Annotated in this window: 12 protein-coding genes; all 12 read left to right on the forward strand. The window is 68.1% G+C overall.

Annotated features, from left to right (window positions below):
• Positions 1 to 509: 509 nt before the first annotated feature.
• Genes ACIQTP_RS24360 through nuoL form a run of 12 tightly spaced genes read left to right on the forward strand, consistent with a single transcriptional unit; the run spans position 510 to position 13,205 of the window.
• Entirely contained in the window at positions 510 to 869 is a 360-nt protein-coding gene (locus ACIQTP_RS24360) for an NADH-quinone oxidoreductase subunit A (protein WP_007383963.1), read from the forward strand.
• Between the two features lie 14 nt (positions 870 to 883).
• Positions 884 to 1,438, forward strand: coding sequence for an NADH-quinone oxidoreductase subunit B family protein (locus tag ACIQTP_RS24365; RefSeq protein WP_053743379.1), 555 nt, complete (start codon positions 884 to 886; stop codon positions 1,436 to 1,438).
• Complete coding sequence (locus ACIQTP_RS24370; protein ID WP_101400038.1) at positions 1,435 to 2,175, forward strand: NADH-quinone oxidoreductase subunit C; 741 nt, start codon at positions 1,435 to 1,437, stop codon at positions 2,173 to 2,175. The genes ACIQTP_RS24365 and ACIQTP_RS24370 overlap by 4 nt, the downstream gene beginning before the upstream one ends.
• The gene (locus tag ACIQTP_RS24375; RefSeq protein ID WP_054232151.1) at positions 2,172 to 3,515 is read left to right on the forward strand and encodes an NADH-quinone oxidoreductase subunit D; all 1,344 of its coding nucleotides are present in this window, start codon (positions 2,172 to 2,174) and stop codon (positions 3,513 to 3,515) included. The genes ACIQTP_RS24370 and ACIQTP_RS24375 overlap by 4 nt, the downstream gene beginning before the upstream one ends.
• Positions 3,516 to 3,544: 29 nt before the next feature.
• Complete coding sequence (gene nuoE, locus ACIQTP_RS24380) at positions 3,545 to 4,354, forward strand: NADH-quinone oxidoreductase subunit NuoE (protein WP_403403411.1); 810 nt, start codon at positions 3,545 to 3,547, stop codon at positions 4,352 to 4,354.
• A complete protein-coding gene (gene nuoF, locus ACIQTP_RS24385; protein ID WP_211118779.1) occupies positions 4,351 to 5,700 on the forward strand; it encodes an NADH-quinone oxidoreductase subunit NuoF in 1,350 nt (449 codons plus the stop codon). Before nuoE ends, nuoF begins: the two co-directional genes overlap by 4 nt.
• Positions 5,697 to 8,201: an NADH-quinone oxidoreductase subunit G gene (locus ACIQTP_RS24390; protein ID WP_403403000.1), complete on the forward strand. Its 2,505-nt coding sequence runs from the start codon at positions 5,697 to 5,699 to the stop codon at positions 8,199 to 8,201. The genes nuoF and ACIQTP_RS24390 overlap by 4 nt, the downstream gene beginning before the upstream one ends.
• Positions 8,198 to 9,571 (forward strand): NADH-quinone oxidoreductase subunit NuoH, encoded by a 1,374-nt coding sequence (gene nuoH / locus ACIQTP_RS24395; protein ID WP_403403003.1) that lies wholly within the window; start codon positions 8,198 to 8,200, stop codon positions 9,569 to 9,571. The genes ACIQTP_RS24390 and nuoH overlap by 4 nt, the downstream gene beginning before the upstream one ends.
• A complete protein-coding gene (nuoI, locus tag ACIQTP_RS24400; protein WP_402034496.1) occupies positions 9,564 to 10,166 on the forward strand; it encodes an NADH-quinone oxidoreductase subunit NuoI in 603 nt (200 codons plus the stop codon). The genes nuoH and nuoI overlap by 8 nt, the downstream gene beginning before the upstream one ends.
• Positions 10,163 to 10,981 (forward strand): NADH-quinone oxidoreductase subunit J, encoded by an 819-nt coding sequence (locus ACIQTP_RS24405; protein WP_403403006.1) that lies wholly within the window; start codon positions 10,163 to 10,165, stop codon positions 10,979 to 10,981. The genes nuoI and ACIQTP_RS24405 overlap by 4 nt, the downstream gene beginning before the upstream one ends.
• Positions 10,978 to 11,277 (forward strand): NADH-quinone oxidoreductase subunit NuoK, encoded by a 300-nt coding sequence (gene nuoK, locus ACIQTP_RS24410; protein WP_095853175.1) that lies wholly within the window; start codon positions 10,978 to 10,980, stop codon positions 11,275 to 11,277. Before ACIQTP_RS24405 ends, nuoK begins: the two co-directional genes overlap by 4 nt.
• Positions 11,278 to 11,291: 14 nt before the next feature.
• Positions 11,292 to 13,205 (forward strand): NADH-quinone oxidoreductase subunit L, encoded by a 1,914-nt coding sequence (gene nuoL / locus ACIQTP_RS24415; RefSeq protein ID WP_403403009.1) that lies wholly within the window; start codon positions 11,292 to 11,294, stop codon positions 13,203 to 13,205.
• Positions 13,206 to 13,208: the final 3 nt, after the last annotated feature.

The following is a 13,208-nucleotide window of genomic DNA, read 5'->3' on the forward strand; positions in this document are numbered from 1 at the left end:
CAGGTCACGGAACGGTCACCGGGGCGGCGGCGTCCCGCGCGTATCTCTCGACTGCCCCCGCTCGTGAATGTATGCACGCGCCGATGCCCGTCCACATCCGTCCACACCTCTCCCTCTGATGTGTGAACGCGCTCCTCTATCAAGCCCCTGCGTCCAGCACCAATTTGCATGCATCGGAAGTCTCTTGATAGTGAGACACCGCCTTGGACCTGTGGTGACGAGCGGAAATGTCACATCTGGTGATCGCACGGACGCTTCGCGTATGAAGATCACCGCTCATCCGACTTCATGATCCTTCGTCAGGTGGTGGAGATCACAAAGCTTGTGCAATACCCCGTGTCGCAGATCACAGACCGGCGGGCATAAGATGCGAGGCAGTTGGGCTTGTGACCTGCTTCACATGTACGCGATCTTCGTCGGGACACACGGGGTTCGTGGGACGGGTGGGGCGGAAGTGCTTGCCTGACGCAACCGCCAGCAGTCAGTGCCGACTGAGAGGAGCGAGGAGCGTGAACGCGTATGCGCCGATCCTCGTACTGGGAGCCCTCGGGGCAGGCTTTGCGATCTTCTCCGTGGTCATGGCCACGCTTATCGGTCCAAAGCGATACAACCGGGCCAAGCTCGAGGCCTACGAGTGCGGTATCGAGCCGACCCCCACGCCGGCCGGCGGCGGGCGCTTCCCCATCAAGTACTACCTGACGGCGATGCTCTTCATCGTCTTCGACATCGAGATCGTCTTCCTCTACCCCTGGGCCGTCACCTTCGACGCCCTGGGTGTTTTCGGGCTCGTGGAGATGCTGCTCTTCGTGCTCACCGTCTTCGTCGCGTACGCGTACGTATGGCGGCGCGGCGGCCTGGAATGGGACTGAGGGGCCTTTAAGACATGGGACTCGAAGAAAAGCTGCCGAGCGGATTCCTGCTGACCACCGTCGAGCAGGCCGCGGGCTGGGTGCGCAAGGCGTCCGTCTTCCCCGCCACGTTCGGACTCGCCTGCTGCGCCATCGAGATGATGACGACCGGCGCGGGCCGCTACGACCTCGCGCGCTTCGGCATGGAGGTCTTCCGCGGCTCACCGCGTCAGGCCGACCTCATGATCGTCGCCGGCCGCGTCAGTCAGAAGATGGCGCCGGTGCTGCGGCAGGTCTATGACCAGATGCCCAACCCCAAGTGGGTGATCTCCATGGGGGTCTGTGCCTCATCGGGCGGAATGTTCAACAACTACGCCATTGTGCAGGGCGTCGACCATATCGTCCCGGTCGACATCTATTTGCCCGGCTGTCCGCCGCGGCCCGAGATGCTGATCGACGCGATCCTCAAGCTCCACCAGAAGATCCAGACCTCCAAGCTCGGCGTGAACGCCGAGGAAGCGGCCCGCGAGGCGGAGGAAGCGGCGCTCAAGGCGCTCCCCACCATCGAGATGAAGGGCCTGCTGCGGTGAGTGACGCGAACGGCAACGGGGTGAACCCCGAGAAGGACCTCGGCGCCTCCAACCTCCCCGGCCAGCGTGGCGAGGGCGGCGAGGAGATCCGCGTCCAGCGCGGCATGTTCGGCGCCAACAACGGCGGCGACACCACCGGCTACGGAGGCCTGGTCCGCTCCGTCCGGCTCCCCGGCCCGGCCACCCGGCCCTACGGCGGCTGGTTCGACGAGGTCGCCGACGAGCTGGAAGGCGCCCTGGAGGAACAGGGGCTCGTCCCCGACAACGCCATCGAGAAGACGATCGTCGACCGCGACGAGCTCACCTTCCACATCGAACGCGAGTACCTGGTGCGGGTCGCCCAGACCCTCCGCGACGACCCGGCCCTCCGCTTCGAACTGTGCACGGGCGTGAGCGCGGTGCACTACCCGAGCGACAAGGGCCGCGAGCTGCACGCCGTCTACCACCTGCGCTCGATCACCCACAACCGGCTGATCCGCCTCGAAGTCAGCGCCCCCGACGCCGACCCGCACGTCCCCTCGCTCGTCTCCGTCTACCCGACGAACGACTGGCACGAGCGCGAGACGTACGACTTCTTCGGCCTGATCTTCGACGGCCACCCGGCACTGACGCGGATCATGATGCCGGACGACTGGCAGGGCCACCCGCAGCGCAAGGACTACCCCCTCGGTGGCATCCCCATCGAGTACAAGGGCGCCCAGATCCCTGCTCCGGACCAGCGGAGGTCGTACTCATGAGCACGCAGACCCCTTCTTCCGGCGCGTCCGCCGCGGCGGCGCGGGAGACGACCGAGGGCACCGTATATACGGTCACGGGTGGCGACTGGGACGAGATCGCCCAGTCCGCGGCGAAGTCCGACGACGAGCGCATCATCGTCAACATGGGCCCGCAGCACCCGTCCACCCACGGGGTGCTCCGGCTCATCCTGGAGATCGACGGCGAGACGGTCACCGAGGCCCGGTGCGGCATCGGCTACCTCCACACCGGCATCGAGAAGAACCTCGAGTTCCGCACGTGGACCCAGGGCACCACGTTCGTGACGCGCATGGACTATCTGACGCCGTTCTTCAACGAGACGGCCTACTGTCTCGCCGTCGAGAAGCTCCTCGGCATCGAGGACCAGATCCCCGACCGCGCCACGATCATCCGCGTCCTCCTGATGGAGCTGAACCGACTCTCCTCCCACCTGGTGTGCATCGCCACCGGAGGCATGGAACTCGGCGCCACCACGATCATGATCTACGGCTTCCGTGATCGTGAACTCATTCTCGACATCTACGAGCTGATCACCGGCCTGCGGATGAACCACGCGTACATCCGCCCCGGCGGACTCGCCCAGGACCTGCCGCCCGGCGCGGTGGACCAGATCCGCGAGTTCGTGAAGAAGATGCACAAGAACCTTCCCGAGTACGACAAGCTCGCCACCGGGAACCCCATCTTCAAGGCCCGTATGCAGGACGTCGGCTACCTCGACCTGGCCGGCTGCATGGCCCTCGGCGCCACCGGCCCGATCCTGCGCTCCGCGGGCCTGCCGCACGACCTGCGCAAGGCCCAGCCGTACTGCGGCTACGAGACGTACGACTTCGAGATCCCGACCGCCGACACCTGCGACTCCTACGGGCGCTTCCTGATCCGCCTGGAGGAAATGCGCCAGTCGCTGCACATCGTCGAGCAGTGCCTGGACCGGCTGCAGCCCGGCCCGGTCATGGTCGCCGACAAGAAGATCGCCTGGCCCGCCCAGCTCGCACTGGGCCCCGACGGTCTCGGCAACTCCCTCGACCACATCAAGAAGATCATGGGCACCTCCATGGAGGCCCTGATCCACCACTTCAAGCTGGTGACCGAGGGCTTCCGCGTCCCGCCGGGACAGGCGTACGCGGCGGTCGAGTCGCCCAAGGGCGAGCTCGGGGTGCACGCCGTGTCCGACGGAGGCACCCGCCCCTACCGGGTCCACTTCCGTGACCCGTCCTTCACCAATCTGCAGGCCATGGCGGCGATGTGCGAGGGCGGCCAGGTCGCCGACGTCATCGTCGCCGTCGCGTCCATCGACCCCGTGATGGGAGGCGTCGACCGGTGACCACCACCCCCGAGGGCGTCAGCCTGGGCATGCCCCAACTGCCCGCGCCCGACTATCCGGACGACGTTCGGGCCCGGCTCGAAGCGGACGCGCGCGAGATCGTCGCCCGCTACCCGGACTCCCGTTCGGCGCTCCTTCCGTTGCTGCATCTCGTGCAGTCGGAGGAGGGCCACGTCACGCGCACGGGGCAGCGGTTCTGCGCGGACGTACTGAACCTGACCACGGCCGAGGTCACCGCCGTCGCGACCTTCTACTCGATGTACCGGCGCAAGGCGAGCGGTGACTACCAGGTGGGTGTGTGCACCAACACCCTGTGCGCGGTCATGGGCGGCGACGCGATCTTCGAGGCCCTGCAGGACCACCTGGGCGTCGGCAACGGCGAGACCACCGACGACGGCAAGGTCACGCTGGAGCACATCGAGTGCAACGCGGCCTGCGACTTCGCACCGGTCGTGATGGTCAACTGGGAGTTCTTCGACAACCAGACCGTGGCCTCCGCGAAGCGCCTCGTCGACGACCTGCGCACGGGAGTACAGGTCGCACCCACCCGCGGCGCCCCCTTGTGCACCTTCAAGGACACCGCGCGGATCCTGGCGGGCTTCCCCGACGAGCGCGAGGGAGCCGTGGAGGCGGGCGGCAGCGCGGGCCCCGCCTCACTGATCGGCCTCCGCCTGGCCAAGGGGGAGAGCGTCCACGCGCGCGTGGTCCACCCCCGGGGCGGTGGGGCACCGCAGGACCAGTCGCCGGCCGAGCACCTGAGCTCGCACGACGCGCCGCAGGACACATCGGCCTCTGATCCGTCGCACCCGGCGGGTCCCGCAGCCGAGGAGGGGGAGTGATGACGTTGGCACCCGAGATCGACGAGACCAGCCCGGAGAAGCTGCTCGCACCCGTGCTGTCGGCCTTCTGGGACGAGGAGAAGTCCTGGACGCTCGACGTCTACCGGAGGCACGAGGGGTACGAGGGGCTGCGCAAGGCGCTGGCCATGTCGCCGGACGACCTGATCGCGTACGTCAAGGACTCCGGGCTGCGCGGCCGGGGCGGCGCGGGATTCCCCACCGGAATGAAGTGGCAGTTCATTCCTCAGGGTGATGGCAAACCTCACTATCTAGTTGTCAACGCCGACGAATCGGAGCCGGGAACCTGCAAGGACATCCCGCTCCTCTTCGCGAACCCGCATAGCCTCATCGAGGGCATTGTGATCGCGTGTTATGCCATCCGGTCTTCGCATGCGTTCATCTATCTCCGCGGTGAAGTCGTCCCCGTATTGCGGCGGTTGCACGAGGCCGTGCGAGAGGCCTACGCGGCGGGCTACCTGGGCGAGAACATCCTGGGCAGCGGACTCGACCTCAAGCTCACCGTGCACGCGGGCGCGGGCGCGTACATCTGCGGTGAGGAGACCGCACTGCTCGACTCGCTCGAAGGCCGCCGTGGTCAACCGCGGCTCCGTCCCCCCTTCCCAGCCGTCGCGGGCCTCTATGCGTGCCCGACTGTGGTGAATAACGTCGAGTCGATCGCGTCAGTTCCCGCAATCCTCCGAAAAGGCAAGGAATGGTTCAGGTCGATGGGTAGCGAGAAGTCCCCGGGCTTCACGCTCTACTCGCTCAGCGGCCACGTCGCCAGCCCCGGCCAGTACGAGGCCCCGCTCGGCATCACCCTCCGTCAACTCCTCGAGATGAGCGGCGGGATGCGCCCCGGCCACCGGTTGAAGTTCTGGACGCCGGGCGGCTCCTCCACCCCGATGTTCACCGACGAGCACCTCGACGTCCCTCTTGATTACGAAGGAGTGGGTGCCGCGGGTTCCATGCTCGGCACAAAAGCACTCCAGTGCTTCGACGAGACGACCTGCGTCGTGCGGGCGGTCACCCGGTGGACCGAGTTCTACGCCCACGAGTCCTGCGGCAAGTGCACACCCTGCCGCGAAGGGACGTACTGGCTCGTGCAGTTGCTGCGCGACATCGAGGCGGGCAAGGGCGTCATGTCGGACCTCGACAAACTCAACGACATCGCCGACAACATCAACGGCAAGTCGTTCTGCGCCCTCGGCGACGGCGCGGCCTCGCCGATCTTCTCCTCGCTCAAGTACTTCCGCGAGGAGTACGAGGAGCACATCACGGGCCGCGGCTGCCCCTTTGACCCGGCCAAGTCCACCGCTTGGGCCGACCGCACGGAGGTGAACGCATGACGGTGACCACCAGCGCTCCCTCGGGAGGGGGAGAGGCGGCGGTTCCGCCGGAGGATCTCGTCTCGCTGACGATCGACGGAGCCGAGATCAGCGTGCCCAAGGGCACCCTGGTCATCCGGGCCGCCGAACAGCTCGGCATCGAGATCCCCCGATTCTGCGACCATCCGCTGCTCGACCCGGCCGGCGCCTGCCGCCAGTGCATCGTCGAGGTCGAGGGCCAGCGCAAGCCCATGGCGTCCTGCACGATCACGTGTACGGACGGAATGGTGGTGAAGACTCACCTCACCTCGCCCGCAGCCGAAAAGGCCCAGCACGGTGTGATGGAGCTGCTGCTCATCAACCACCCGCTGGACTGCCCCGTCTGCGACAAGGGCGGCGAGTGCCCGCTGCAGAACCAGGCGATGTCGCACGGCAACGCCGAATCCCGCTTCGAGGGCAAGAAGCGGACCTACGAGAAGCCGGTCCCGATCTCCACGCAGGTGCTGCTCGACCGCGAGCGGTGCGTGCTGTGCGCCCGCTGCACCCGCTTCTCCAACCAGATCGCGGGCGATCCGATGATCGAGCTGATCGAGCGGGGCGCGCTCCAGCAGGTCGGCACCGGCGAGGGCGACCCGTTCGAGTCGTACTTCTCCGGGAACACCATCCAGATCTGCCCGGTGGGCGCGCTGACCTCGGCGGCGTATCGCTTCCGCTCGCGTCCGTTCGACCTCGTCTCCTCGCACTCGGTGTGCGAGCACTGCGCGGGCGGCTGCGCGACCCGCACCGACCACCGGCGCGGCAAGGTCATGCGGCGCCTGGCCTCCCCCGACCCCGAGGTCAACGAGGAGTGGCTCTGCGACAAGGGGCGGTTCGGGTTCCGGTACGCGCAGCAGCGGGACCGGCTCGAGACGCCCCTCGTACGGGGTGAGTCGGGTGAACTGGAGCCCGCCTCCTGGCCCGAGGCCCTGGAGGCGGCGGCTCGGGGCCTGTCGGCGGCACGCGGCCGGACCGGCGTCCTGACCGGTGGCCGCCTCACCGTCGAGGACGCCTACGCCTACAGCAAGTTCGCGCGCGTGGCCCTCGACACGAACGACATCGACTTCCGCGCGCGCGTGCACAGCGCCGAGGAGGCCGACTTCCTGGCCTCCCGGGTCGCCGGACACGGACGGGATCTCGACGGTACGGGCCTCACGTACACCTCTTTGGAGAAGGCGCCCGCCGTCCTGCTCGTCGGTTTCGAGTCCGAGGAGGAGGCGCCCGGAGTCTTCCTGCGGCTGCGCAAGGCCTGGCGCGGACACGGACAGAAGACCTTCTCGCTCGCCACGTACGCGACACGCGGCCTGGACAAGGCGGGCGGCACGCTGCTGCCCGCCGCGCCCGGTACCGAGACCGAGTGGCTGGACGCCCTCGCGAGCGGCGTCGGTCTGGAGGGCGACGGTGCCAGGGCCGCCGAGGCGCTGCACACCGAGGGTGCGGTGATCGTCGTCGGCGAGCGGCTCGCGGGCGTGGCGGGCGGGCTCACCGCCGCCGTACGGGCCGCGTCCGCGACCGGCGCCACACTGGTGTGGATCCCGCGCCGGGCCGGGGAGCGCGGCGCGATCGAGGCGGGCGCGCTGCCGTCGCTGCTGCCGGGCGGACGTCCGGCCACCGACCCGCGAGCGCGGGAGGAGGTCGCGGCCGCCTGGGGTGTCTCCGAGCTCCCGCATCGCTACGGGCGCGACACCGGTCAGATCGTCGAAGCCGCCGTCGGCGGGGAGCTGCGGGCCCTGGTGGTGGCGGGCGTGGAGGTCGCCGACCTTCCCGACCCGGCACGCGCGCGTGCGGCCCTTTCCGAAGTCGGCTTCCTGGTGTCGCTCGAACTGCGGCCCGGTGAGGTCACCGAGCACGCGGATGTCGTCCTCCCGGTGGCCGCGGTCGCCGAGAAGGCGGGCACCTTCCTGAACTGGGAGGGCAGGGTGCGCTTCTTCGAGGCCGCGCTCAAGCCCGACCAGATGACCCGCCGCCTGGCGCCCACCGACGCGCGCGTCCTGCAGATGCTCGCCGACGCCATGGACGTACACCTGGGTCTGCCGGATCTGCGCACCGCGCGCGGGGAGCTGGACCGGCTCGGTCCCTGGGGCGGCCTGCGGGCCACCGGGCCCGTGGAGATCGCGGCATCGCTGCCGCGTCCCGCCGCGGGGGAGGCCGTGCTCGCGGGCCACCGGCTGCTGCTCGACCAGGGCCGCCTCCAGGAGGGCGACGACGCGCTCGCCGGGACCCGGCATGCCGCACGCGCGCGTGTGTCGGCCGCCACGGCCGCCGAGGCGGGCGTCAAGGAAGGCGACCTCCTCGCGGTCACCAGCAGCGCCGGAACCGTCGAACTCCCGCTGGAGATCACCGAGATGCCCGACCGCGTGGTCTGGCTCCCGCTGAACTCCACCGGAGGGGGCGTCGCCTCCGACACGGGGGCGCTGCCCGGCGCACTCGTCCGCATCGGCCCGGCGACGCTCGCCACCGAGGCCCCCAAGGAGGTGGAGGCATGACGCCGTACCTCGCCGCTGAAGACCTCTCCATGTTCGGCCGCGACCCCTGGTGGCTGGTCGTCGTCAAGGCGGTCTTCTGCTTCGCCTTCCTGATGGTGACCGTGCTCTTCTCCATCGTGTGGGAGCGCAAGGTCGTCGCCTGGATGCAGCTGCGCATCGGACCCAACCGGCACGGCCCCTGGGGCATGCTCCAGTCGCTCGCCGACGGCGTCAAACTGATGCTCAAGGAAGACCTCGTCGTCAAACGCGCGGACAAGGTGGTCTACATCCTCGCGCCGATCGTCGCGGCCATCCCGGCCTTCATGGCGATCGCGGTGATCCCCTTCGGGCCCGCCGGCAACGAGATCTCGATCTTCGGCCACCGCACCACGATGCAGCTCACGGACCTGCCGATCGCGATGCTCTACATCCTCGCAGTCGCCTCGGTGGGCATCTACGGGATCGTGCTCGCGGGTTGGAGTTCTGGATCCACCTACCCGCTGCTGGGCGGTCTGCGATCCTGCGCGCAGATGATCTCGTACGAGATCGCCATGGGCGCCTCTTTCGCCTCGGTGTTCCTCTACTCCGGGTCGATGTCGACCTCGACGATCGTCGAACAGCAACACGACCGCTGGTACATCATCCTGCTGCCGGTCTCGTTCCTGATCTACGTCATCACGATGGTCGGCGAGACCAACCGCGCCCCCTTCGACATGCCGGAGTCCGAGGGCGACCTCGTCGGCGGTTTCAACACCGAGTACTCGTCCATCAAGTTCGCGCTGTTCATGCTCGCCGAGTACGTGAACATGGTGACGGTCTCGGCCGTGTCGACCACGCTCTTCCTGGGCGGCTGGCGGGCCCCGTGGCCCATCAGCACCTTCTGGGAGGGGGCCAACCACGGCTGGTGGCCGATGCTCTGGTTCGTGGTGAAGGTGCAGTTGCTGCTGTTCTTCTTCATCTGGCTGCGCGGCACGCTGCCGCGCGTCCGCTACGACCAGCTGATGAAGCTCGGCTGGAAGGTCCTCATCCCGGTCTCCGTGGTCTGGCTGATGCTCGTCGCGACCGTGCGGACCCTCAGGAACGAGAACTACGACTTCGCCGACATCGCCCTGTACGTCGGCGGCGGTGTCCTCGTCCTGCTGCTGCTCTCGTTCGCCGCGGACATCTTCCGCGACAAGCAGGGTGCCCAGGAAGCGCCCGCCGAGCCCGCCGCCTTCGACCCGATGGCCGGTGGATTCCCGGTGCCGCCACTGCCGGGACAGGAGCTGCCACCCGTGCCCCGGCGCCGCCCGCGCCGCGAGCGCGAGTTGATTGTCAGTGGTGGGACCGATACTGCGAGTGACGGATCGAATGGCGGAACTCGTGACGGAAAGGAGGGGTCCGATGGCTGAGGAGCCGAAGGAGACCAAGCCCGGTTTCCAGAACCCCGTCGCAGGCTTCGGCGTGACCTTCAAGGCCATGTTCAAGAAGCGCCTGACGGAGCAGTACCCGGAGCAGCAGAAGACCACCGCCCCGCGGTTCCACGGCCGGCACCAGCTGAACCGCCACCCGGACGGTCTGGAGAAGTGCGTCGGCTGCGAGCTGTGTGCCTGGGCCTGCCCCGCGGACGCCATCTATGTGGAGGGCGCGGACAACACCGACGAGGAGCGCTACTCGCCGGGCGAGCGGTACGGCCGCGTCTACCAGATCAACTACGCCCGCTGCATCCTGTGCGGCCTGTGCATCGAGGCGTGCCCCACTCGCGCGCTCACGATGACGAACGAGTTCGAGCTCGCCGACTCCAGCCGCGCCAACCTCATCTACACCAAGGAGCAGCTGCTCGCCGGGCTCGATGAGGGCATGGTCGACACACCGCACTCGATCTTCCCCGGCATGGACGAGCAGGACTACTACCAGGGTCTGGTGACCGAGGCGGCGCCGGGCACGGAGCGCCAAGTCGCCGTCTCCAAGGGCGAGAAGCCCACGGAAGAGGGGGTGGGGGCATGAGCGCGCAGCTCGCCGCCTACTCCACCTCCACCGGAGAGGCCTTCCAGTTCTGGGTCCTCGGCACGGTCGCCGTGATCGGCGCCCTGTGCACCGTCTTCATGAAGAAGGCCGTGCACAGCGCGCTCTGTCTCGCCGGCACCATGATCATCCTGGCGGTGTTCTACCTCGCCAACGGCGCCTACTTCCTGGGCGTCGTGCAGATCGTCGTCTACACCGGCGCGATCATGATGCTGTTCCTCTTCGTGGTCATGCTCGTCGGTGTCACCGCGGCGGACTCCCTGAAAGAGACCATCAAGGGGCAGCGCTGGCTGGCCCTGGTGTGCGGACTCGGCTTCGGCGTCCTGCTGATCGCGGGCATCGGCAACGCGTCCCTGAAGGACTTCAACGGCCTGGGCAAGGCCAACGCCAACGGGAACGTGCAGGGCCTCGCCGCCCTCATCTTCACGAAGTACGTGTTCGCCTTCGAAATCACCGGCGCCCTGCTCATCACGGCCGCCGTCGGCGCCATGGTGCTCACGCACCGCGAGCGCACCGAGCGAGCCAAGACCCAGCGCGAGCTGTCCGAGCAGCGCGTACGGGAGGGCAAGCACGTACCGCCGCTGCCGGCCCCCGGTGTCTACGCCCGGCACAACGCGGTGGACATCGCGGGCCTCCTTCCGGACGGCACCCCGTCCGAGCTGACCGTCAGCAAGACGCTGCGGGACCGCGGCCAGATCCGTGACGTGTCCCCCGAGGCGCTGAGCGATCTGAAGGCGCTGGAGCAGCGAGCCGAAGAACGCCTGGAGCGCACGAAGACGGAGGAGGCGTCCAAGTGAACCCGGTCAACTACCTCTATCTCGCCGCCCTGTTGTTCACGATCGGCGCCACCGGTGTGCTGATCAGACGCAACGCGATCGTGGTGTTCATGTGCGTCGAGCTCATGCTCAACGCCTGCAACCTCGCGTTCGTCGTCTTCTCCCGCCTGCACGGCAATCTCGACGGCCAGATCATCGCCTTCTTCACGATGGTCGTCGCCGCCGCGGAGGTCGTGGTCGGGCTCGCGATCATCGTGTCGCTCTTCCGTTCCCGCCACTCGGCCTCGGTCGACGACGCCAGCCTGATGAAGCTGTAAGGGGTCGCTGAATCGTGGAGAACCTGATTGCGCTGCTGGTAGCGGCGCCTCTGCTCGGAGCGGCCGTACTGCTGTGCGGCGGTCGGCGGCTCGATGCCGTCGGCCACTGGATCGGCACGGCGCTCGCGGCCGCGTCCTTCGTGATCGGCGCGATCCTCTTCGCCGACATGCTGGGCAAGAGCGCGGACCACCGGGCCATGAGCCAGTACCTGTTCAGCTGGGTCCCCGTCGGGGGCTTCCAGGCGGACGTCTCCTTCCAGCTCGACCAGCTGTCGATGACGTTCGTCCTGCTGATCACCGGCGTCGGCTCCCTGATCCACCTGTACTCGATCGGTTACATGGAGCACGACGAGCGGCGCCGCCGCTTCTTCGGCTACCTGAACCTGTTCCTCGCGGCGATGCTTTTGCTCGTCCTCGCGGACAACTACCTGCTGCTGTACGTCGGCTGGGAGGGCGTCGGTCTCGCCTCGTACCTGCTGATCGGCTTCTGGCAGCACAAGCCCAGCGCCGCCACCGCCGCGAAGAAGGCCTTCCTGGTCAACCGAGTCGGCGACATGGGCCTGTCGATCGCCATCATGCTGATGTTCACCACCTTCGGGTCCTTCGCCTTCGGGCCGGTGCTCGGTACCGAGGGGCACCCGGGGCTCGTCGGTGGCGCGAGCGAGGGCAAGCTCACCGCCGTCGCCCTCATGCTGCTGCTCGCCGCCTGCGGCAAGTCCGCCCAGGTGCCGCTGCAGTCCTGGCTCGGGGACGCGATGGAGGGCCCGACCCCGGTCTCGGCCCTCATCCACGCCGCGACCATGGTGACCGCGGGTGTCTACCTGATCGTCCGCTCCGCCGCGATCTTCAACGCGGCGCCCGACGCCCAGCTCGTCGTCACCGTGGTCGGCGCCGTCACGCTCCTGTTCGGTGCGATCGTCGGTTGCGCGAAGGACGACATCAAGAAGGCGCTCGCCGGTTCGACGATGTCGCAGATCGGCTACATGGTGCTGGCCGCGGGCCTCGGCCCCATCGGTTACGTCTTCGCGATCATGCACCTGGTGACGCACGGCTTCTTCAAGGCCGGACTGTTCCTCGGTGCCGGCTCGGTCATGCACGGCATGAACGACGAGGTCGACATGCGCAAGTACGGCGGCCTGCGCACGTACATGCCGATCACCTTCGTCACCTTCGGACTCGGCTACCTCGCCATCATCGGCTTCCCGGGCCTGTCCGGCTTCTTCTCCAAGGACAAGATCATCGAGGCGGCCTTCGCCAAGGGCGGCACCGAGGGCTGGATCCTCGGCGGCGCGGCCCTGCTGGGCGCGGCCATCACGGCGTACTACATGACCCGCGTGATGATCATGACCTTCTTCGGGGAAAAGCGCTGGCAGCCGGACGCCGAAGGCCATGAGCCGCACCCGCACGAGTCCCCGAGGTCCATGACGATCCCCATGATCGTGCTGGCCTTCGGATCGGTCTTCGCGGGCGGTTTCTTCAGCATCGGCGACCGCTTCCTCAACTGGCTCGAGCCGGTCACCGGGCACTCGGAGGGCAACTCGCCCGTCAGCGCCCTCACGGTCACGCTGGCCACCATGGTGCTGCTCGTCGTCGGCGCCGGAATCGCGTACGCCCAGTACGGGCGCAGCCCCGTCCCGGTCGTCGCCCCGCGCGGTTCCCTGCTCACCCGGGCCGCCCGGCGCGACCTGCTCCAGGACGACTTCAACCACGTCGTGCTGGTGCGCGGCGGGGAGCACCTCACACGCTCCCTGGTGTACGTCGACCACACCCTGGTCGACGGGGTCGTCAACGGCACCGCGGCCTCCATGGGCGGCCTCTCCGGGCGGCTGCGCAAGTTGCAGAACGGCTATGCGCGCAGTTACGCGGTCTCGATGTTCGGCGGTGCGGCGATCCTCGTCGCCGCGACCCTGCTGATGAGGGCGGTCTGATAC

It is taken from the genome of Streptomyces sp. NPDC090798 (assembly GCF_044768965.1).
GTDB lineage: Bacteria > Actinomycetota > Actinomycetes > Streptomycetales > Streptomycetaceae > Streptomyces.